At 73.6% G+C, this 21840-nt stretch carries 17 protein-coding genes; 12 read left to right on the top strand and 5 right to left on the bottom strand.

The genetic code is table 11. The features are described from left to right. Positions 1 to 101: 101 nt before the first annotated feature. Complete coding sequence (locus tag A6A06_RS27785) at positions 102 to 959, bottom strand: LysR substrate-binding domain-containing protein (protein ID WP_199931193.1); 858 nt, start codon at positions 957 to 959, stop codon at positions 102 to 104. Between the two features lie 80 nt (positions 960 to 1039). On the opposite strand from A6A06_RS27785, the gene A6A06_RS27780 reads away from it, so the two are divergent. Beyond that, positions 1040 to 1543, top strand: coding sequence for a cupin domain-containing protein (locus tag A6A06_RS27780; RefSeq protein WP_073764367.1), 504 nt, complete (start codon positions 1040 to 1042; stop codon positions 1541 to 1543). 81 nt (positions 1544 to 1624) lie between these two features. Here the strand turns inward: A6A06_RS27780 and A6A06_RS27775 are convergent, their stop codons facing one another. After that, positions 1625 to 2065, bottom strand: a complete 441-nt coding sequence (locus A6A06_RS27775; protein WP_199931192.1) for a hypothetical protein — start codon at positions 2063 to 2065, stop codon at positions 1625 to 1627. Positions 2066 to 2392: 327 nt separating this feature from the next. Then, complete coding sequence (locus A6A06_RS27770; protein ID WP_073764365.1) at positions 2393 to 2839, bottom strand: MarR family winged helix-turn-helix transcriptional regulator; 447 nt, start codon at positions 2837 to 2839, stop codon at positions 2393 to 2395. 151 nt (positions 2840 to 2990) lie between these two features. Between A6A06_RS27770 and A6A06_RS27765 the strand changes: the two genes are divergently transcribed. After that, positions 2991 to 3548: a quercetin 2,3-dioxygenase gene (locus tag A6A06_RS27765; RefSeq protein ID WP_073764363.1), complete on the top strand. Its 558-nt coding sequence runs from the start codon at positions 2991 to 2993 to the stop codon at positions 3546 to 3548. Between the two features lie 126 nt (positions 3549 to 3674). Further along, entirely contained in the window at positions 3675 to 4916 is a 1242-nt protein-coding gene (locus A6A06_RS27760) for a PP2C family protein-serine/threonine phosphatase (RefSeq protein WP_242440969.1), read from the top strand. Positions 4917 to 4999: 83 nt separating this feature from the next. Here A6A06_RS27760 and A6A06_RS27755 read toward each other — a convergent pair whose 3' ends face one another. After that, positions 5000 to 5923 (bottom strand): LLM class F420-dependent oxidoreductase, encoded by a 924-nt coding sequence (locus A6A06_RS27755; RefSeq protein ID WP_073764361.1) that lies wholly within the window; start codon positions 5921 to 5923, stop codon positions 5000 to 5002. A gap of 127 nt (positions 5924 to 6050) precedes the next feature. Here A6A06_RS27755 and A6A06_RS27750 point away from each other — a divergent pair, with 127 nt between their 5' ends. Beyond that, the gene (locus A6A06_RS27750) at positions 6051 to 7589 is read left to right on the top strand and encodes a 3' terminal RNA ribose 2'-O-methyltransferase Hen1 (protein WP_073764359.1); all 1539 of its coding nucleotides are present in this window, start codon (positions 6051 to 6053) and stop codon (positions 7587 to 7589) included. Then, positions 7586 to 10237, top strand: a complete 2652-nt coding sequence (locus tag A6A06_RS27745) for a polynucleotide kinase-phosphatase (protein ID WP_242440968.1) — start codon at positions 7586 to 7588, stop codon at positions 10235 to 10237. The genes A6A06_RS27750 and A6A06_RS27745 overlap by 4 nt, the downstream gene beginning before the upstream one ends. Positions 10238 to 10283: 46 nt before the next feature. Here A6A06_RS27745 and A6A06_RS27740 read toward each other — a convergent pair whose 3' ends face one another. Continuing rightward, on the bottom strand, positions 10284 to 11273 hold the full coding sequence (locus A6A06_RS27740) for a helix-turn-helix domain-containing protein (RefSeq protein WP_073764357.1): 990 nt from the start codon (positions 11271 to 11273) through the stop codon (positions 10284 to 10286). A gap of 282 nt (positions 11274 to 11555) precedes the next feature. Here A6A06_RS27740 and A6A06_RS27735 point away from each other — a divergent pair, with 282 nt between their 5' ends. From A6A06_RS27735 to A6A06_RS27705, 7 genes are all read left to right on the top strand, one after another. Continuing rightward, complete coding sequence (locus A6A06_RS27735) at positions 11556 to 12908, top strand: MFS transporter (protein WP_242440967.1); 1353 nt, start codon at positions 11556 to 11558, stop codon at positions 12906 to 12908. Positions 12909 to 13204: 296 nt separating this feature from the next. Next, positions 13205 to 13951: a Crp/Fnr family transcriptional regulator gene (locus A6A06_RS27730; RefSeq protein WP_073764353.1), complete on the top strand. Its 747-nt coding sequence runs from the start codon at positions 13205 to 13207 to the stop codon at positions 13949 to 13951. A 66-nt stretch (positions 13952 to 14017) separates the two neighbouring features. Then, complete coding sequence (locus A6A06_RS27725; protein ID WP_073764351.1) at positions 14018 to 14998, top strand: hypothetical protein; 981 nt, start codon at positions 14018 to 14020, stop codon at positions 14996 to 14998. Continuing rightward, positions 14995 to 17298, top strand: coding sequence for a hypothetical protein (locus A6A06_RS27720; RefSeq protein ID WP_073764349.1), 2304 nt, complete (start codon positions 14995 to 14997; stop codon positions 17296 to 17298). The genes A6A06_RS27725 and A6A06_RS27720 overlap by 4 nt, the downstream gene beginning before the upstream one ends. Next, a complete protein-coding gene (locus A6A06_RS27715; RefSeq protein WP_199931191.1) occupies positions 17295 to 18764 on the top strand; it encodes a hypothetical protein in 1470 nt (489 codons plus the stop codon). The genes A6A06_RS27720 and A6A06_RS27715 overlap by 4 nt, the downstream gene beginning before the upstream one ends. Next, on the top strand, positions 18761 to 19357 hold the full coding sequence (locus A6A06_RS27710; protein WP_242440966.1) for a Pycsar system effector family protein: 597 nt from the start codon (positions 18761 to 18763) through the stop codon (positions 19355 to 19357). Before A6A06_RS27715 ends, A6A06_RS27710 begins: the two co-directional genes overlap by 4 nt. Positions 19358 to 19362: 5 nt before the next feature. Next, positions 19363 to 21804, top strand: coding sequence for a vWA domain-containing protein (locus tag A6A06_RS27705; RefSeq protein WP_242440996.1), 2442 nt, complete (start codon positions 19363 to 19365; stop codon positions 21802 to 21804). Positions 21805 to 21840: the final 36 nt, after the last annotated feature.

The following is a 21840-nucleotide window of genomic DNA, read 5'->3' as shown; positions in this document are numbered from 1 at the left end:
GTTTTGCAGGCACCTTGAGTTTCGAGCCGGGACGCTGCGGGCGGCAATGCAAAGATCGGCACGCAATAGTTCCGTTCCGAGCAAGGCGGCAAGCGGGGTGCTCAGGGCCGGGGCCGGTAGGCGGTGGTTGCGATGTGGATGAGGGAGCGGATCAGGGGGTTCGTGTTGCCTTGGTTCCATGCCGCCACCACGCGGCTCGGCGGCATGTCGGTCACTGGCACCACGGTGAGTCCCTCCGGAGGCGCGTGGTCCAAGAGGGTCATGCCGACGGTGGCGTTCCAGAGGACGGCTTGGCGGCATTCCACGACGGCGCGTACCACGGGGCCTTCGCGAGGTTCGCCGCCGTTCCAGTACGACTGCCAGAGCGGGTCGGTGCCTTCCGGGAAGACGAACCAGCGGCGGTCGGCCAGGTCGGCCAGTTTCAGGCTGCCGCGTCGGGCCAGCGGGTCGTCGGCCCGGAGCAGCGCGCCCACCGGGTCGGCGCGCAGTTCGTGCACGGTCAGGCCGGTCTCGTCGAACGGCGCGCGGGTCAGGGCGACATCGACCCGTTCGGCGCGCAGCCCGCAGGTGGGGTCGGTCAGGCCGGTCTCGCGGATGCGGACGTCGACGTGCGGGTGTTTCCGGCGGTAGGCGGTGGCGAGCCGGGCGGCCCCCGGGTCGGCGCTGTCTCCCAGGACGCCGATGGTGACGGTCGTGGCGCCGGCCGCCGCGGCCACCCGTATGCGTACGCTTTCGGCCTGGTCGAGCAGGGGGCGCGCCTCATCGAGCAGCACCGACCCCACCGCGGTGAGCGTGACTCCGGCGGACGACCGGTCGAACAGCGCGCCGCCGAACTCGCTCTCCAGCTGTTTGATCGCCCGGCTGAGTGGCGGCTGACTCATGTGCAGCCGGGCGGCGGCCCGGCCGAAGTGGAGCTCCTCGGCGACTGCCACGAAATAGCGCAGAGTGCGTAGCTCCATGCTGCAACGATACCCGGTGGGTATGGAGTTCACGGAAGGGGTCTTGGACGGCTCCGGGGGCCTGGCGGTGGAATCGCAGCATGACTGACGAACTGAAGACCAGTGAGCCGCTCGTCGGGTCTGCTGCCGTATCGGTGGTGGGTCCGGGCGACGGAGAGACGATCGTTCTGGGCACTACGCGACTGCGTGTTCTTGAGGACGGCAGCAATACCGGGCATCGCCTCGGGCTCACCGAATCCGTCCTCGCGCCGCACACGCCCGGACCGCCGCAGCACCGCCACGCTCAGCACGACGAGGGTTTCTACATCATTTCCGGGGCGGTGCGGTTCACCGTCGGGGAGAAGGACTACGACGTGACAGCGGGCACGCTGGTGGTGGTTCCGCCGGGCGCGCCGCACACGTTCGCCAATGTGACCGACCAGCCGGCCGTCATGCTCAGCATTTTCACGCCCGACCTGTATGTGCAGTACTTCCGGGACCTGCAGGACATGCTCGCCGCCGGTGGTCAGGCGATGTCGCCCGAGGCACACATCCGGACGATGAGCCGTTACGCCACCGAGCCCGCCACCGACTTCGCCAGGTGATGGTGATGTTGGAGAGAAGGCCGTGAATGCCGGGGGTCGGAGCGCCGACTCCCATTACCTCTCCGGGGGCGGGGGGAGCGGTCAGCGCATGTCCACGCCGATGGAATTGCGGGCGGAGACGGGGGCGTACCGGGGGTTGCCGTCGAATGTGGCGTCGTAGCCGCCGGTGAGCAGTTTGATGGTGGATACGGGGAGCGGAGGCAGCGGGGAGGCCTTGCACTCGGCGTAGCCGTCGGTGTCCGTGGTGGCTTCGCAGAGCAGGGCCTTTTCGTCGGCCACGGTGAACTTGACCGGCAGACCCGCCACCGGGGTGCCGTCGGTTTCGGTGATTTTCGCCCTCAGGCCACTGGTCCGGCGTGTCAGTACGTCGAACGAGCCGTAATCGGCCGTCGCGTTGAGGCGCTCGGGGGCGGCGGGACGGTCGCGATGGTCGAGTGCGGACGCCGCGGTGACGGTGAGGGCGCTGGCCAGGGTCAGCACCGTGGTGGAGATCGCGGCGGCCCGAGTGGTGGGACAGAGCACGTCATACCTCTTTCAGTAAGTCCTAACTCCGACTTACTGATCAACGTGCCGCCGCGGGAGAGGGGTGCGGGGGCGGGGGTTGTTGAGCCGAAAGGGTGAGATGGAGGGGAGGCCGGGGAGATGAAGAGGGGGGAATGGCCGATTTTGCGGAGGAGTTCCAGTTCTTCGTCCGGGCCGGGGAGGGGTGGGGGTCGGGTTTTCTGATTTGTTCGTCCCCTGCCTGAGGGAAGGGGATGGCGGGCGCGCGGGAATATGAGCGGGTAGTCCCACGATCGGATAGCCGGGCGGTGAAACGGCTGAAGGGCAAAGGCGGCCGGTCGGCAAGCGTCAGGCGCTCGGGGGTGGGCCCCAGGGGGCTTCCAGAGCCTCGCGGAGGGCGCCCGCCAAGTCGGGGCCGATGCGTTCGGCGAGGTGGTCCTCCAGGTTTTGCAGGAGGCGTTCGGCCTGATGGTGAGCGTGTTCGCCTTCCGGGGTGCGGCGGATCAGCCGTTGCCGGGACGAGGCGGGGTCGGGGATCTGCTCCAGCAGTCCGGCAGTCACCAGGCCGTGTACGGCCTGGTGTGCGGTCTGCCGGGTCACGCCCATGCGGCGGGCCAGCGTGGCGACCGTGGTGCCCTCCGCGTCCAGGACGGCGAACAGCTGGACCTGGGTCGAGGTCACGGGGGTCCCGCCGGCCGCGTTCATGGCCGCCAGAAGAGCCTCCTCGAACCAGCGCCGGGCGTCACCGAGCAGTTGGGGGAGGGGGCGGCGGGACGGGGGTGGCGGCAGGGGCATAAGGACCTCAAAGCGAAGGTGGGGGAAGTGGGGAGATAGGGGGAGAGGGGGCAGGAGGGGCGGGTTGCTTGCGGGGCGAAGCGCGTGTCAGGGTACCTGACATGTCGAACGTCAGGCTGCCTGACGTCAGGTGCTCGTTCTGGGAGGTTTCATGACTGCCGAGTACGCCACGCGTCACCGCCGGACCTCGCGTATCCCCGCGGAGCCGGGCCGGCCGTACTTCATCGAGAAGGGGCAGGGAGACCGTGCCCACCTGTTCGGAGACCTGGTCACCGTCTACGCCGGTGGCGAGCAGACCGGGAACGCGTTCAACTTCTTCACCGTCGAGGGCCCCAAAGGCGACCTCATCCCGGCCCACCTGCACACCGACACCTACGAGATCTTCTACGTCACCCAGGGCGCCGTCCGGCTGTTCGTCGAGGACACCGAGGGCGACCAGCAGGAGAAGCTGCTGGCGCCCGGCGACTTCGGATTCGTGCCCATGAACTGCCCGCACGCCTATCGCATGGAGCGGCACCACAGCCAGGTCGTCGGGGTCGCCGCAGGGCCCGGCGGCACGTTCGAGCGGTTCTTCGAGAACCTCGGCGTCCCTACGGAGCAGCTCGGCCTGCCGTGTGTGCCCGTCGTCCCGGAGGCGGGCAAGTTCGCGACGGTTCCCGAGCGGTACGACGTGCGTTTCCTGCCGGAACATGAGTGGCGTACGCGCTGAGGGACCGTATACGGCCGGCTACGTCCGAGCCCCCGCGACCCGGATGGGGGCACGGCGACCGCCTGCGGGTCGCCCGGACGGCGGGGGTGCGGGCGCGGTGCGAGACTGCGGGAGGAGGTGATCACGTTGGGCGGCGAAGCCTTTGCGGATGCCTACCCGGGTGCCGAAGGCTACGGGATGCTCGAAGCGCTGCTGGAGCACGCCCAGCGCGCGGCCCCCACGGACATGCCCGACCTGGTGAACCGGCACGCCGCGGCCCTCGGCCTGCGGCACGTCGGCATCTACCTGGTCGACATCCAGCAGCGGCAGCTGTGCCCGTTGGGGGTGGGACAGCGGTCGCTGTCCGTGGATTCCTCGCTCGCCGGATGGACGTACCGCACCCTGGCCATGCGGGTGGAGGATGTGGAGGACCCGGAGAGCGGCATCCGGGTCTGGCTGCCGCTGGTCGACGGGGTGGAGCGGCTGGGCGTACTGGAGGTGCGCACCGACCTGCTGGACGGGGAGCGGATGCGCCGCTGCCGTGCGCTGGCGGCCCTGCTGGCCCCCATCATCACCTCCAAACGGGCCTACAGTGACACGTTCGTACGCCAGGCGCGCACGCAGCCGATGCAGCTGCCCGCGGAAATGGTGCGGGCGTTCCTGCCGCCGCGCACGATCGGCAACGAGCAGGCGGTGTCCACGGCGGTGCTGGAGCCCGCGTACGAGCTGGGGGGCGACGCGTTCGACCACTCCATGACGCAGGACACGCTGCACGCCGCCATCATCGACTCGATGGGCCACGACCTGGCCGCCGGTCTGGCCACCTCCGTCGCCCTGGCCGGATGCCGCAGCGGTCGCCGGGCGGGCGCGGATCTGCGGGAGACGGTGGACACCGTCGACCAGGCGCTGTCCCAGTGGCTGCCCGACCGGTTCGCCACCGGCGTCTTCCTGCAGCTGGACCTCGCCGACGGCCGGCTGCGGTGGGTCAACGCCGGCCACCCGCCGCCGCTGCTCATCCGCCGGCACGCGGTCCTCGACCAGGCGCTGGAGCGGCCCGGCCAGCTGCCGCTGGGGCTGCCGGCGGCGCTGAGCCCGGAGCCGCGTGCCGTCCATGTCGCGGACCTGGAGCCGGGTGACCGGGTGCTGCTCTATACGGACGGCGTGACCGAGGCGCGGGACACCAGTGGTGCGCTGTTCGGGCTGGAGCGGTTCACGGACACGATCATCCGGGCCACGGCGGGCGGCGAGCTGGCCTTCGAGACCCTGCGCCGCCTGATCCACTTCATCGTCGACGACCAGGGCAACGAGTTGCGGGACGATGCCACGATGCTGCTCGTGGAGTGGTGCCCGGAGCCGTGGGGGCCGGGCGGGGAGGCCCTCGCCGTGTGAACGTCCGCGGTGGGCGGCCCCGTGACAGGGCCGCCCGGACCGCGGTGCCGAAGCGGGAGCGAGTTCAGCACAAGCGCGCCGCGTCAGGACACCTGCGGCATGACCTCGGAAGCGATGAGTTCCATCTGGTCGAGGTCGGCCAGGTCGAGCATCTGGAGGTAGACGCGCTGGGAGCCGACGGACCCGAAGCGGCCGAGGCGCTCGACGACCTCGGCGGGGGAGCCGGCCAGGCCGTTGGCCTTCAGCTCGTCGACCTCCCGGCCGATGACGTCCGCGCGGCGCTTGACCTCCGCGTCGTTGCGGCCGACACAGGCGACGAGGGCGTTGGAGTACACCAGGTCGTCGGCGTCCCGGCCGCGGTGCTCGGCTGCCGCACGTACCCGCTTGAACTGCTGCTCGGTGTCGTCCAGCGAGGCAAAAGGAATATTGAACTCGTCCGCGTACTGGGCGGCGAGCGCGGGGGTGCGCTTGGCGCCGTGCCCGCCGATGAGGACCGGCACCTTCGGCTGGGCCGGCTTGGGCAGCGCGGGCGAGTCGGCCAGCTGGTAGAACTTCCCGTCGAAATCGAAGCGTTCGCCGGCGGGCGTCTTCCACAGTCCGGTGATGATCGCCAGCTGCTCCTCCAGCCGGCCGAACTTCTCCTTGGGGAAGGGAATGCCGTACGCCTTGTGCTCGTCCTCGTACCAGCCGGAGCCCAGCCCGAAGTCGATCCGGCCGCCCGACATCTGGTCGACCTGGGCGACCTGGATGGCCAGCACGCCGGGGAGACGGAAGGTGCCGGCGGTCATCAGGGTGCCGAGCCGGATGCTCGTGGTCTCCCGGGCCAGGCCGGCCAGGGTGATCCAGGCGTCCGTCGGGCCGGGCAGCCCGTCGGTGCTGCCCATGTGCAGGTAGTGGTCGGAGCGGAAGAAGGCGCCGTAGTTCAAGTCCTCGGCGGCTCGTGCGACGCGGAGAAGGGTGTCGTAGGTGGCCCCCTGCTGGGGCTCGGTGAAGATCCGGAGTTCCATGCCGCCCATCTTGCCCTGCGGGTGGCGGGCGCCTGGAACAGGCACGGCAGCGCACGCCGCGGCACGCCTCTGCCCTGCCGCGAAACCGGTTCGTCAAACAGGTCGGTACCGGGCGATACTCGTACGCGTGTTCCTGACGATAACCACCACCGGCAGCGCCGGGCGCCCTGCGACCGACCTCGGGTTTCTGCTGCACAAGCATCCCGGCAAGGCGCAGGCGTTCTCGACGGCGCACGGCACGGCCCATGTGTTCTACCCGGAAGCGGACGAGAGCCGGTGCACGGCCGCGCTGCTCCTGGAGGTGGACCCGGTCGCGCTGGTGCGGCGCGCCCGGGGCAAGGGCCGGGGCGGCGCGCCGGACTCCGCGCTCGCGCAGTACGTCAACGACCGTCCCTACGCGGCCTCTTCGCTGCTGGCCGTGGCCCTGAGCACGGTCTTCGCGAGTGCGATGAAGGGGCAGTGCAAGGCGCGCCCCGAGCTGCCCGCGCAGCCGCTGCCGCTGCATGTGGCCCTGCCCGCGGTGCCCGCGCGCGGCGGCGCCGCCCTGGTGCGCCGGCTGTTCGAGCCGCTGGGGTGGACGGTGCGGGCCGAGCCGGTGCCGCTGGACGAGACGTTCCCGGAGTGGGGCGACTCGCGGTACGTACGTCTCGGCCTGGAGGGTGAGCGTACGGTCGCCGACGCGCTGCGGCACCTGTACGTACTGCTGCCGGTGCTGGACGACGCCAAGCACTACTGGGTCTCACCCGACGAGGTCGACAAGCTGCTGCGGGCCGGCGAGGGCTGGCTGGAGGACCACCCCGAGCAGAAGCTGATCGCCGGGCGCTACCTCGCCCGCCGCTGGTCGCTGACGCGCGACGCGCTGGAGCGGCTGGAGCTGGCCCGGCTCGCCGAGGCGGACGACACCGCCGTCGAGGAGATCGACAACGCGGTGGAGGAGTCGGCCGACACCGAGGAGCAGCCGGTGCCGCTCGCCGTGCGGCGCCGGGCCGCGATCCTCGGCGTGCTGCGGGAGGTGAAGGCGGCGCGGGTGCTGGACCTCGGATGCGGGCAGGGCCAGTTGCTGGGCGAGCTGCTCCAGGAGGGGCAGTTCACCGACATCGTCGGCATGGACGTGTCGATGCGCGCTCTCCAGGAGACGCGGCGCAGGCTGCGGCTGGACCGGATGCCCGAGCGGCAGTCCGAGCGGCTGCGTCTGGTGCAGGGCTCGCTGGCGTACACCGACGACCGGCTGAAGGGGTACGACGCCGCGGTGCTGAGCGAGGTCGTCGAGCACGTCGACCCGCCGCGGCTGTCCGCGCTGGAGTACGCGGTGTTCGGCGCGGCCCGGCCGCGTACGGTCGTGGTGACCACGCCGAACGCCGAGTACAACGTGCGCTGGGAGTCGCTGCCCGCCGGGCACGTACGGCACCGCGACCACCGCTTCGAGTGGACGCGCGAGGAGTTTTGGGCGTGGGCCCGGGAGGTGGCCGGGCGGCACGGGTACGAGGTGGAGTTCCGGCCGGTGGGTCCGGACGACCCCGAGGTCGGGCCGCCGACCCAGCTCGCGCACTTCCGCCTGGCGGACCAGGCACCCGCACCGGCACGCGCCGCGACCGCTTCCGCACCCGCACCCGCTCCGTCGGAACCCGCATCCACCCCGTCCCCCGCGAAGGAGGCCCAGGCATGACCGGCTCCACCCCCGACCGCCGCTCCGACGCGGGCGCAGGCAACGGCAGCGACGGCGTCGACCGTACGGACCGCCGCCCGCTGGGCGTCCCCGACCTGTGCCTGGTGGTGCTCGTCGGCGCCACCGGCTCCGGCAAGTCCACCTTCGCGGCACGGCACTTCAAGCCCACCGAAGTACTGTCCTCGGACTTCTGCCGCGCGCTGGTCAGCGACGACGAGAACGACCAGAGCGCGAGCGGCGACGCCTTCGACGTCCTGCACTACATCGCGGGCAAGCGGCTCGCGGCCGGCCGGCGGACCGTCGTCGACGCCACGAACGTGCAGCCGGAGGTGCGCGGCCGGCTGGTGAAGCTGGCCCGCGAGCACGACGTGCTGCCGGTGGCCGTCGTCCTCGACGTGCCCGAGGAGGTGTGCGCCGAGCGCAACGCGGCCCGCGCCGACCGGGCGGGGCTGCCGCGCCGCGTCATCCAGCGCCATCAGCGCGAACTGCGCCGCTCGCTGCGGCACTTGGAGCGCGAGGGCTTCCGCAAGGTCCATGTGCTCAAGGGCCTGGAGCAGATCGGGGCGGCGGAGATCGTCACCGAGCGGCGCTTCAACGACCTGCGCCACCTGACCGGCCCGTTCGACATCATCGGCGACATCCACGGCTGCCGTTCCGAGCTGGAGACGCTGCTCGGACGGCTGGGGTACGAGATCGGGCGCGACGCGCTCGGCCGCCCCGTGGACGCCCGGCACCCGCAGGGCCGCACCGCGGTCTTCGTCGGTGACCTGGTGGACCGCGGGCCGGACAGCCCCGGCGTGCTGCGCCTGGTGATGGGCATGACCGCCGCCGGGCACGCCCTGTGCGTACCGGGCAACCACGAGAACAAGCTCGGCCGCTACCTCAAGGGCCGCAAGGTGCAGCACAGCCACGGGCTCGCCGAGACCGTCGCGCAGCTGGAGCGGGAGGACGAGGCGTTCCGCGGCGAGGTCGGCGCGTTCATCGAGGGCCTGGTCAGCCACTACGTACTGGACGGCGGGGCGCTGGTGGTCTGCCACGCCGGGCTGCCGGAGAAGTACCACGGCCGCACGTCCGGCCGGGTGCGGTCCTTCGCGCTGTACGGCGACACGACCGGCGAGACGGACGAGTTCGGGCTGCCGGTGCGCTACCCGTGGGCCGAGGAGTACCGGGGCCGCGCCGCCGTGGTCTACGGGCACACCCCGGCGCCGCGCGCGAGCTGGCTGAACAACACCATCTGCCTGGACACGGGCTGTGTCTTCGGCGGCCGGATGACGGGGCTGCGCTGGCCGGAGCGGGAACTGGTCGACGTACCGGCCGAGCAGGTCTGGTACGAGCCGGCCAAGCCGCTGGGCAGCGAGGCGCCGGGCGGGGCCGACGGGCGCCCGCTGGACCTGGGCGACGTCGCCGGACGACGCGTCGTGGAGACCCGCCACATGGGCCGGGTCGCCGTCAAGGAGGAGAACGCGGCGGCCGCCCTGGAGGTGATGAGCCGGTTCGCGGCCGACCCGCGCCTGCTGCCGTACCTGCCGCCGACGATGGCGCCCTGCGCGACGTCCAAGGAGGACGGCTACCTGGAGCACCCGGCCGAGGCGTTCGCGTCGTACCGGGCGGACGGCGTACGGGAGGTCGTGTGCGAGGAGAAGCACATGGGCTCGCGGGCCGTGGTCCTGGTGTGCCGCGACGAGGCGGCGGCGCGGGAGCGGTTCGGTGCGGCGGAGGGCGTGAGCGGCTCGGTCTGCACCCGGACCGGACGGCCGTTCTTCGACGATCCGGCCGTCACCGAGCAGGTGCTGAAGTCCGTACGGGAAGCCGCGGAGCGGGCGGGTCTCTGGGAGGAGCTCGCCGATCCCGCCGCTGCGGGCGCCGGGCACTGGCTGCTGCTGGACGCCGAGCTGCTGCCGTGGTCGCTGAAGGCGTCCGGCCTGCTGCGCGGGCAGTACGCGGCGGTCGGCGCGGCGTCCGGCGCGGCCTTCCCCGGTGTGCTGGGCGCGCTGGAGGCGGCCGTGGCGCGTGGCGTGGAGGTGCCGGACCTGCTGGCGCGGCAGCGTGACCGGGCGGCGGACGCGGCGGCGTTCACCGAGGCGTACCGGCGGTACTGCTGGCCGGTCGACGGCCTGGACGGCGTACGGCTGGCACCGTTCCAGATCCTGGCCGCGCCGGGCCGCAGCCTGGCCGCCGTACCGCACGACGAGCAGCTGGCCTGGCTGGACCGGCTCGTCGAGCACGACGGAACGGGACTGTTGCGTCGTACCGGCCGCCTCGTCGTCGACACGGAGGACGCGGAGTCGGTCGCGGCGGGCGTGCGGTGGTGGCTCGACCTGACCGCCGCCGGTGGCGAGGGCATGGTCGTCAAGCCGCTGGGCGCGCTGGTGCGCAAGGGCGACGGGCGGCTGGTGCAGCCGGGCGTCAAGTGCCGCGGCCGGGAGTACCTGCGGATCATCTACGGTCCGGAGTACACCCGCCCGGAGAACCTGGAGCGGCTGCGCGTGCGCCACCTGGGCCACAAGCGCTCCCTCGCGCTGCGCGAGTACGCACTCGGCCTGGAGGCGCTGGACCGCCTGGCCGGAGACGAGCCCCTGTGGCGGGTGCACGAGGCGGTCTTCGCCGTCCTGGCGCTGGAGTCGGAGCCGGTGGATCCGCGGCTGTAGCGGGGAGATCCGGCAGCTGTGGTGAGCGGGGCCGTGGCCGGGCCGGTTATGGCCGGGCCACGGCCACCGCGTCCGCGGGCGTGCGTCCTCCGCGGTACGACCGCCGGTAGTCGACGGGCGGTACGCCGACCGCGCGGGTGAAGTGGCGGCGCAGGTTGGCCGCGGTGCCCAGGCCGCACTGCTCCGCCACGCGGTCCACCGACAGGTCGGACGTCTCCAGCAACTCGCGGGCCCGCGCTATGCGTTGGGATTGCAGCCACTGCATCGGGGTGGTTCCCGTCGCCGCGTGGAAGCGGCGGACGAGGGTGCGCGGGCTGGTGTGGGCGCGGTCGGCGAGACCGGCCACGGTCAGCGGCTCGTCGAGGTGCTCGCCCGCCCAGTGCAGGAGCGGCGCCAGCGAGTCGTCCGTACGGGACGGCAGCGGCGTCTCGATGAACTGGGCCTGGCCGCCGGGGCGGTGCGCCGGGGCGACGAGCTGGCGGGCGAGGGTGTTGGCGGCCCGGGTGCCGAAGTCCTCGCGCACCAGGTGCAGGCAGACGTCGATGGCCGCGGTCGAACCGGCGCCGGTCAGGACGTCACCGTGGTCGACGTACAGGACCGACGGGTCGACGGTGACGGCCGGGAAGCGCTCGGCGAGCAGCGCCGCGTACATCCAGTGGGTGGTGGCCGTGCGGCCGTCCAGCAGGCCGGTGGCGGCGAGGGTGAAGGCGCCGGAGCAGAGGGAGACGAGGCGTGCGCCGCGGGCGTGCGCGGTGCGCAGGGCCTCGGTGAGCTCCGGCGGCGGGTCGCCGCGCACGTCCGCCGCGGCCGGTACGAGGACCGTGTCGGCGGTGATCAGTTCGTCGGGGCCGCAGGGGGCGTGGGTGCTGAACCAGGAGCGGGCCAGGGCGGGCGCGCCGTCCGTGCCGACGGCGCAGAGCCGCAGGTCGTACCAGTCGGCGGGGGTTTCGGGCCGGTCGCTGCCGAAGATGTGGCAGGGGATGGCGAGTTCGAAGAAGGGCAGTCCGTCGGTGACGGCGATGGCCAGAGAAGGCATGGCAGCAATGTAGCGGGTGCTGTCAGTCCTGCCACTCGTGACGGGGGCCGGGGGCCGCGATGCTTGATCCGCATGACGCATCCGATTCCCATCCGCCGGGGGCGCAGTGCGCCCGGAACCGCCACCCCCGGTGCCCCGCCCGCCCCCGGTACCCCGGGCCCGGCGGCAGCCTCAGCTCCCGGCCCCGCGCCCACCGCAACTCCCGGCCCCGGGCCCACCGCAACTCCCCGCCCCGCACCGGCCGCAACGCCCCCGGCCGCCCCCGATCCCCGCCGCTGGCTCGTGCTCGCCATCGCCTCCGCCGCGCAGTTCCTCGCCGTGCTCGACATGATCGCGGTCACCATCGCGTTCCCCGCGATCGGCGCGGACTTCGCGTCGGCGTCCCCCGCCGCGCTCTCCTGGGTGCTCAACGCCTACACCGTGGTGCTCGCCGCCCTGCTCGTCCCGGGCGGGCGGCTCTCCGACGCGGTGGGCCGCCGGCGCGGCTTCCTCGTCGGCATGGTGCTCTTCGGGCTGGCGTCGGCCGCGTGCGGCGCCGCGCCCACCCTCGCGGTGCTGATCGCCGCCCGCGTGGCGCAGGGCGTGGCGGCGGCCGTGCTGATCCCCACCTCGCTCTCGCTCGCGCTGCCCGCCTTTCCGGCCGGGGAACGCGCCACCGCCGTCGGCGTGTGGACGGCCGTCAGCGCGGTCGCCGCCAGTTCGGGCCCGGTCGTCGGCGGGCTGCTGGCCGCTTCGGACTGGCGGTGGATCTTCCTGGTCAACGTGCCCGTGGTGGTCGTGGCGGTGGCCGCGGGCGTACGGTTCCTGCCGCGCGGGGCGCGGAGGGCCGGGCGGGAGCGGCGGCAGGGGCTCGACCCGCTCGGCACGGCGCTGGTTTTCGTCTGCATCGGTGCGCTGGTGACCGCCTGCGCGCAGGCGCCGCAGTGGGGTTACGCCGCTCCCGGCACCCTCGGCTTCCTCGCCGCCGGAGTTCTCGCGGGGGTGCTGTGTGCCGTACACGTGCGCCGCGCCGCCGAGCCCGTGGTGCACCCGGACCTCTTCCGTACGCCCGGCTTCACCGCCGCCGCCCTCGGCCTGCTCGCCTACTTCGTCGCCTACGCGGCCGTCACGCTCGGCGCGACGCTGCTGTTCACCGAGGTGTGGCGCTACCCGTCCGGGAAGGCGGGCCTCGCGCTGGCGCCCTGGCCGCTGACGGTGCTGGTCGTCTCCGCGGTCTCCGGGCGGATCGTGCGGGCGGTGGGGGAGCGGCCCGCGGCGCTCGCCGGTGCGCTGAGCTTCGTCGCCGTACCCGTGTGGTGGCTGGCCGCCGCCCCGGCGGACGGTGCGCACTACGCGACCGCGTTCCTGCCCGGCCTGATCCTGGCGGGCATCGGCACCGGGCTCTATCAGCCGGTCATGTTCGCGGCGGCCGGGCGGCTGCCCGCGGCCCGGCTCTCGCTCGGCTCGGGGGTGCTGATGGTGTCCCGGCAGGGCGGTACGGCCCTCGGGGTGGCGGCCCTGGTCGCGGTCACGGGCGGGCAGCGGTCCCTGGGTGCGGGGGAGGTGCGGTACGGCTGGTTCCTCGTCGCGGCGATGGCGGCGCTCGCGGTGTGCGCCGCGGCCGTGCTGCCCGCACGCGGCCGGGCGGCGGAGTGAGGTACACGTGTTCGGTGAGGTCAAAAGGCGTGCGGATGGCGGCAGTTGGGGGGCGGGAAAGCGTTGACGTGACCTGATCACGACCCTAATCTTCTGTCACTCAACCGAGCGCAGCTCGATCAATGTGCGCAAGAACCCCGCCTGTAACGAGAGAAATTCAGAGACGAGCCCATTTCTCCGCCACGCTGAGGAACCGGGCCGGGGCCCCAGGGCGACCAGATGCACAAGGGCGGAGCATCCGCCGTGCCGCGGGCGCCCGGGGCCGGGGTGTGCGAACCAGCGGGGGGAGGAGGCGGATGAGCCTCTTCGAGGACGGCAGGCCCTTCTTGAGGGCGCTGCCGACGCAGGACCGGCGGGCGCTCCTCGCGCTCGGCCGGGGCCGCAGCTACGCGCCGGGCGAGGTCGTCCTCAGGGAGAACGACACCACCACCTTCGTGGTGGCGATCGTCAGCGGCTGGGCCTCCGTCTCCCTGGAGACGGAGCGCGGCGTACGGCTGATGCTCGCGCTGCGCGGCAGCGGTGAGGTCGTCGGCGACCAGGCCGCCGTCGACCACCGGCCGCGCAGCGCCACCGTCACCGCGCTCGGCCCGGTGGACGGGGTCGTCGTCCCCGGCGACCGGTTCCGCGGCTACCTGGCGGCCCGGCCCGTGGCGACCGTACTGATCATGCGGCAGTTCAGTTCCCGGCTGCGCAGCTCGGACGGCGAACGGCGGTCCCTGGCCTCGGAGAAGGTGCTGCAACGGCTCGCCGCACGCCTGGTGGAGCTGGCCGAACGCACCGGGCGCCCCGGCTCGGGAGGCGTGGACGTCGATCTGCCGCTGCCGCAGCACGACCTGGCGGCGGCGGTCGGCTCCACCCGCGAAGCCGTGGCCAAGGCGCTGCGCCTGCTGCGTGAGCAGGGCGTCGTGCGGACCGGCCCCCGGCGGCTGGCCGTGCTCGATCTCGCGCTGCTGCGGCTCCTCGCCGAGGGGCGCGCGGTCGGTGAACGCGCGCTGGGCTGCTCTGCTCCGCTCCGACCCGAGGAATCTCCGCCGGCTGTGTAAACGGCTACAGCCACACCTTCCCGCCCCGGCCATGCTGCGTGATGTCGGCACGAACCAGGAGGTCCAGTGAGCACGGAAGCCTTGCACCGACTCGTCGTCAACGGAGACGTCTGCGGATCCGGACGGCTGGGGCTGCGTGCCAAGCTGCGGATGCGCGAAGCGATGTACGACGTCTTCGAGGCGGGGTTCACCGCCGCCGGAGTGGCCGCGCGGTCCTTCCACATGGAGGACCGCGGCGACGGCGTGCTCGTCGCGCTCGCCCCCGACGTACCGTCCGCCCAGTTGGCGGGGCCCTGGCTCGAAGGGGTCTACCGGCACCTGCGCCAGGTCAACGAGGGGCGCTCGGAGCCGCTGCGGATGCGCGTCGCCATGCACGCGGGCCCGGTCGCCCAGGACGCCAGGGGACTGGCCGGGCGCGCCGTGGACCTCGCCTGCCGGCTGTGCGACAGCGACACCGCCCGCGCCGTCATGCAACTGGCCGACCGGTCACCGCTGTTGTTCGTGGTGTCCGACTCGCTGTACCACGACGTCGTGGCGGAAGGCGGCACCTGTATCGAGCCCGAGCACTACCGCCGGGCGTGGGTGTCGGAGAAGGAGACGGACGCGGAGGCGTGGTTCCACGTCCCCCGGCTGCCGTTCCCGCCCCTTCCGGCACAGACGTCGCACGAGGCACCGCCGTCCCCGGCGGTGCCGGCGCGGGACCGGCCGTGCGCGACGGGGGTGCGCGCGGTCCAGGACCCGGTGCCGGAGCAGGGCGGCGGGGCGGGGCATGGGGGTACGGTCCCGCCGCCCGCTTCCGGCTCCGGTACGGCAGCCGGTACGGCACCGGCCCCCGCCCCGGCCCCGGAGCCCGCGACGTACTCCACCAAGTACCGGATCGGCTACATCGGCGGCAGCAACCAGAACTTCAACGGCGGCACCTTCCACGGCTTCACCACCGTCCACCACCGCGGCGCCGCACCGGAACCACCCCCCGCACCCGCCCCCGAACCGCCCGCCGAAGACGCCCCGGAGGCCGGAGCCGGACCGGAAGGCGGTGGCCGGTGACCGACGTGGACGAGGGGGCCGCGCCCGCCGGCGAACAGCCCCCGGCACAGCCCGACGGCAGGCCGGGCGGCCGGGACGACGAGGCACGGGCGGCCAGGGACGGCCGGGCCGACGGCGCCGAACAGCCCGAGGAGAAGCTGCGGCTGGACGCCCCCAAGGGCAGCCCGCTGGGCGGCGCGGGCGAGGCGGGCGGTGCCCGCACCGCCCGCGAGGCCCGCACCAACCTGCACATCGAGGGCGACAACCAGATCTACGACGGCAACACCTTCTACCAGACCCAGGTCCGGATCGGCACCGACGACGTCTTCGTCGACGGACCGGTGCCGGACGAGGAACTGGAGCGCCTGCGCCGGGTCTACTGCCCCGCCCCCGGCTACGACGCGATGACGACCCGGCTCCGGAGCACGCACCTGCTGGCGCTCTGCGGCGAGCACGGCACCGGCCGTACCTCCACGGGCCTCGCCCTCCTCCGGGACGTCGCCGCCGCCGGGGTGTCCCGCGTGGACCCGGCCACCGCACTCGGCAGCGTCGACAAGGAGAAGTTCGACCCCGACCGCGGGTACCTCCTCGAACTGCCCGCCGAGGACGCCGGTGCCGTACCCGCCGCGTCCCCCGGCGCCGACAAGGACGGCGGCACCGGCCGCAACGGCACCGGGCGCCCCTCCGACCTGCACCTGGACCGGCTCAGCGCGCTCCTCGCCGAACGCGGGGCGTACGGCGTCCTGGTCGTGGGCGGCGGCGACTTCGCCGACCGGCTGGTGCGCGGCCGCTACGGCGCGCTGTGCACGCCCCCGCCCGCCGACGACGTCCTCGAACGGCACGTGGCCGACCTCCTCGCCGGCTCCCCTCCGCAACTGCTCCAGCTGGCCCGCTCCACCGCCGGGCGCCCCGACGTGGAGCAGGCGCTGGGCCTGGGCGACCTGCGGCCGGGGGAGGCGGCGCGGCTCGCCACCCACCTCGCTGCGCACGCCAGGGGCGAGTTCAGCGACACCCGGCTCCTCACCGAATGCGCCGCGTTCGCACCACGCCAGGCACGGGAGTGGTTCGCCGGGGCCGACCGGCCCGGCACCCTGCCCGAAGCGCTGCCCGCCCTGCGCGCCGCCGCCCTGCGGCTGTCGCTCGCGGTCTTCAACGGGTCGGCGGAGAGCCTGGTGACCGAGGCGGGCGAACTGCTCGCCTGGGAACTGGCGGTCACCCTCGACCCCCAGTACGCGCCGGGCCGCCCGCTGTTCACCGAGCAGACCCAGGCCCGGCTGGCCGCCGCGCGCGCCGTACCGGACCGGGGCGTCGAGGACCTGGGCGACGCGGCCATCCCCGTACGGGTGACGCGCTTCCAGGGCCGCAGGCTGGCCTCCGCCGTCCTGTGCGAGGCGTGGGACGGCTACCACAACGTACGCGGCCCGCTGACCCGCTGGCTGCGGTCCCTGTGCGACGACCAGCGCCCCCAGATGTGGGTGCGCGCCGCGATCGTCGCGGGCGTCCTGTGCGCCCGCGACTACCTGTACGGATTCTCCGAACTCCTGCTGCCGCTCGCCCGCGCCGACAGCCCGGTGCAGCAGATGGCCGCGGCCACCGCGCTGGCCGAGGCGTCCCGCGACCCCCAGGTGCGGCCCGCCGTACGCGGCCTGCTGCGCGACTGGGCACGCGGCGACGACCGGTCAGCGTGCGAGACCGCGGCGTTCGCCCACGGCTACGGCCTGGTGGCGGGCTCCGTCACCGGCTCCCTGGACGAACTGGCGCGCATCGGCTGCCGGGAGGACGGCGGCAAGCCGGCCGACGCCGCCTCGTACAGCGTGGTGCGGCTGCTGGCGGGCCCCGAACCGGAAGTGGTGCTCCGGCGGCTGGCCCGCTGGCTCCGCGACCGGCAGCAGGTCCGGCAGAACCTCGCACTGGTGGTGGTGCTGCGCGCCCTGTCCACCCGGACCTCCCACCTGTGGGGGCTCCAGGGGGACAGCCCCGTCCTGGAGTCGTACGGCTCCTGGCCGCTGGCGGCGGCCCTGGTCGCGGCCCATCCCGACCGGGCGTCCTGGCTGGCGGACCTGGTGCACGAAACGCTCAACACGGCGCGGGCGGGCGCCGCGGCGCAGGAGGAGATGAGCCGCTGGATGCGGCGGGCGGGCAAGGAACCGCGGCAGCTCGACGTGCTGTGCGCGTTCCTGCCGCGGCTGGTGGAGGAGCGGCGGGACCGGGACCGGTTGCTGCTGCTCGTCGCCCGGCTGGAGCGGGACAGTGACGAACCGCTCGCCCCCCGGGCGGCCGCGCGGATGCGGGCGGTGCTGGAAGGAGAGGGACGACGATGACGCAAGACGGCCGGAACGGCGCGCAGCAGGGGTACGGGCAGGGCCCGGGGCCGGGCGCGCAGGGGGGACACGGCCCGGGGGCCAAAGGGGCGGTGCTGGGGCCGCTGGTACAGGAATACGACTCGTCCGGTCGGTTCCGGCGGCCCAGTATGCAGGTCGCCGCGGTGCTCATGTACGAGAACGGCGGCTACAGCGTGATGTGGCCGGACCGCCGCGAGGACGTCAACAAGCCGCTGTTCCGGGGACCGTTCAAGGTGATGGAGGTACGGGTCGGCTGGCACCTGACCGAGTTCAGCACCGAACTGCCCGCCGCCGGCGACGCGGAGTCCTTCCGCGCCGAGGTGCAGGTCCGCTGGCGCGTCGTGGACGCGTACGGAGCGGTCCGCGCCAACGTCTGGAACCTCGCCGAACACTTCTCCCCGGTGCTGCTCAAGGCGCTGCGCGGAGTGACCAGGCGCTACCGCATCAGCGAGGCGGAACGGGCGGACCGGGCCGTGGAGAGCGAACTGGCGGACCTGCGCCTGGGCGACGACTTCGGCCTGGAGACCGACGTGTTCGTACGGATCGACCTGAGCGAACGCGGGATCAGCGCGGAGCGGCAGCGCACCGAGATCGACCACGAGGGCGACCTCGCGCGCCGCCAGCACGCGGAAGAGCTGAAGAGGGAACGGCGGGAACAGGAATTGACCCGGATGAAGGCCACCGAGCTCCAGGAGATGCTCAGCGGCGGTGACGACAGCCGGCTCGCGTATTTCATGGCGCGCGACGAGGCCCACGCCTGGGACATCCAGCAGGCGTTCCGCCGGGAGCGCCGGGAGGAGCGGGCCCTGTCGATCGAGACGGTGTTCCGGTTCGTCGACGGCGGCCTGATCGAACGCCACGACCTCAACGACCAGACCCTGGCCGCCATCGACTTCCTGCGGTCGACGACGAGCGGGGTGGTGGGGCGGGCGGCCGACACCCTGCTGGAGCAGCCGCAGCGCCGCGCGCTGGAGGACGGCGGACGCCGTGCCGAACGTGAACAGAGCCGCGGACGGCAGCGGATGGACTGGGCGCACGAGCCCGATCCGGACGCCGCGCCGGACTCCGCGCCGGAACGGGACCGCGGCCCCGGCCGGGAGCCCGCGTACGACGACGAACGCCATGACGACGGTCGCCGGGACGACGAACGCCATGACGACGAACGCCATGACGGCCGACACCGGGACGACGGACACCGCAACGGCGGGTTCGACGACGAGTACGACGACGACCCGTACGGCAAGGACGACGACCGCGGCCGCGTCTACGAGCCCGACCGGGTCCAGTCCGCCGCCGAGCGCGACGACTACCGCTCGGAACCGCGCGACGAGTTCCACGACGACCGGTACGACGACCACCGCGACACCTACCGCGACGAGCACCGGGACGACGGCCGGGACGGCGCCGCGCCGCGCCGTGGCCGTGGCCTGGACTGGGGGAAATGATGGCCACCAGCGCTCCACCCGTACCCGTACCCGTACGGGCGCCCACACCGGCACCCGCCCGCGGCACCGGAACCTGCCCCTGCGCCAACTCCGGGCCGGGCCCCCACTCCGGACCGGCCCCCGGCGCAGGCCCCGACTTCGTGGCCGAACGCCTGCTGAAGGTCGTACGGGAAGAGATCAGCCGGGCCGACACCAAGGCGTCCGTCATGATGACCGGCGCCACCGCGGCGCTGGTCCTGCTCGTCGGCCGCGACGGACGGCTCCCGGACATGCCCGCCGCCCGCGCCGTCCTGCTGCTCACCGGCACCGTGCTGTGGACGCTGGGCATAGCGATGTTCGTGGCGGCGGTCCTGCCCCGCACCCGTACCTCCGTGGACGGGTACCTGACCTTCTTCCCGCAGCTGACCGGCGGAGCCTCCGCCGAGGCGCTGCTGCCCCGGGTCGCCCTCGCGGGCCGGGACACCGGGCAGTGGGCCGTCGAACAGGCCTGCGCGCTCGGCCGCATCCTCGGGGCCAAGTACCGCTGGCTGCGCTGGGGCGTCGGCTGCCTGGCGGCAGGCGGCTGCTGCGCCCTGGCCGGAGGACTGTGGTGAGCGCGATGCACAGCACCGGACCGGCGGCCGCGCGGGCGCGGCGCGGAGCACGCCGCGCCGTCGTCGCGGCTCTCACCGCGCTCTGCGCGACCGTGCCCCTCGGCCCGCAGCCCGCGTGGGCCGCACCCACGCCCACCGCGCCGTCCACGGGCCCCGACCCCGTCGACTTCTCCGTCGTCGTGGACGCCTCCGCGAGCATCGGCAAGGAGGCGCTGGCCCGTGAGGCCGAAGCCGCCGCGCTGATCGGCCAGGGCGAGATCTCCGACCGGTCCCGCGCGAGCGTCATCGGCTTCGGCAGCGCCGAGCAGGAGGGCCAGCAGCCCGTACGGGAAGTCTGCCCGCCCACCGTCGTCGACGCCGCCGGACGGCAGCGCATCAGCGACTGCGCCCGCCGGCTCACCGACCGCGCGCACACCGGCCTCGGCCCCGGCACGGACTTCCCCGCCGCGCTCACCCAGGCCCTGACCCGGCTGCGCGAGAGCGGCACGGAGACCACGCCCAAGGTCGTCTTCCTGCTCACCGACGGCAGGCTGAACGTCGAGGACAGCCCCGCCTACGGAGCCGACAAGGCCGCCCGGCAGCAGGAGGGCGAGAAGCGGCTGCGCGAGGTCCTCGACCGGGCGCGCCGCGAACACGTGCAGATCTGGCCGCTGGGCTTCGGCAAGGGCATCGACAAGAAGGCCCTCCAGCAGATGGCCGACGGCGGCTACCGCAACGGCTGCGCCGACCTGCCCGGTTCCCGGCCGCGGCCGGAGGTCGTCGACGGCGCGGCGGACGTGGACAAGGCACTCCAGAGCGCGTTCGCCGCCGCCCGCTGCGCCCGCGTCGAAGAGGGCACCAGCAGCAAACCGCCCGGCGAACTGACGGTGAGCATCCCGCCCATCGCGACCGACGGCTCGATCACCGTCACCAAGCGCGACCCGCGGGTGACGACCACGTACTACGACCCCAAGGGCCGCGAGGTGCCCCTGCAGGGGCAGTTCGACGGTTCCCGCTTCGAGATCAGCGGCCAGGACGGGCCCGTCGAGGCGCTCCGGGTCAAGGACCCGCTGCCGGGGCAGTGGAAGGTGAAACTGTCCGCGCCCGAGGGGCACCGGGACCAGCCCGCGACCGTACGGGCCATCTGGCAGGGCGTACTGCGCTCGTCGGTCACCCTGGAACCGTCCGCGCCGCGGCCCGGCGAGAACGTCGTCGTACGGATGCGGCTGCAGACCCGGCGCGGTGTGGTGATCACCGACCCCGGGCAGCTCGCGGGCGTGCAGGCCGCCGCCCAGCTGTCCGGTGACGGCTTCGAGCCGGTGGACATTCCGCTGCGCGACGACGGCAAGGATCCCGACGAACGGGCCGGGGACGTCCTGTACGGGGCCTCGGTGACGGTGCCGAAGACGGCCACCGGCGGCCTGCGGCTGGCCGGCGCCATCGCGGCGCCCGGCGTCACCGGGGACCGGCGGCCCTACGACACCCGGGTGTCGTCGGGCCCCGCAGCCGTGGCGGCCGGCGTGACGCTGGAGGGCCACGGCGTGCACCCGGGCGGATCGGTCGGCGGCAAGCTGGTCGCCCGCAACAACGACAGCCGCCCGCACACCCTGCGCCTCGGCCTGGCCGACCAGTCCACGGAGGCGGCGCTGCGCATCAGCCCGGCCACCGTCACTGTCGCGCCCGGCGCCCAGGAGCCGGTGTCCTTCACCGTGGCCTTCGGCGCCGGGGCGCCGCCGGGCGACGCCGGTGGCCGGATCACCGTCACCGACCGCACGGACGGCGGCCGCGAGGTCGGCTCGGCCTTCCTGACCGTCACCGTCACCCCCGCCCCCACCTGGTGGGACCGGTGGTGGTGGGCGGTCGTCGGCGGCGCCGGACTGCTGCTCGCCGTCGCCGCCGTCATCGCCATCCGCGTCTGGTACGGCGGTGTCCAGGGATCGTTGCAGGGCCTGGTCCTCGAACTGCGCCGGGACGGGCGGACCCGGGGCACGCTGGAGGTGCGCGGTGCCCGCACGAAGACGTTCTTCTTCACGGTGGACACGTCCTCGGCACAACCCGGTCTGCAACGCCGGAACCCGCGCGCGGCGCAGGCGTACCGGCTCCGGCGCAAGGGCGACGGGCTGCGGCTGCGTGACCCCAAGGGCAAGGAGCAGACCATGCCGCGCGGCGCGCCCGTCGGGCTCGACAACGACCTGGAACTGGTCGTACGCGGCGGCAGCCGGCCGGGCCGGGAGCGTACCGGCGCGGGGCGCCGGCCGGGCACGGCGGCCGGCTCCCGCACCACGTCCCGCCGGTTCGGCGGCCGGGGCGGCATGGCCCCGTCCGGCGGCGTGAATGGACGGGGCGGCGTGAACGGCCGGGGCGCGACCGGCTCCCCGGCCAACGGCACCGGCAGACCGTCCGGGACGGCGGGCACCGGCGGAACGGGCGGGGCGAGCGGATCGTCCGGCTATGACTCCGCGTTCTGAGGCGCCCGCGCCTCGGCGCGGTGGTCCGGGCGGCCG

Source organism: Streptomyces sp. CB02923 (genome assembly GCF_001905005.1).
Taxonomy (GTDB): domain Bacteria; phylum Actinomycetota; class Actinomycetes; order Streptomycetales; family Streptomycetaceae; genus Streptomyces.
Note: the sequence above shows the minus strand (reverse complement) of the source record. Positions and strands in the feature narration are given on the sequence as shown.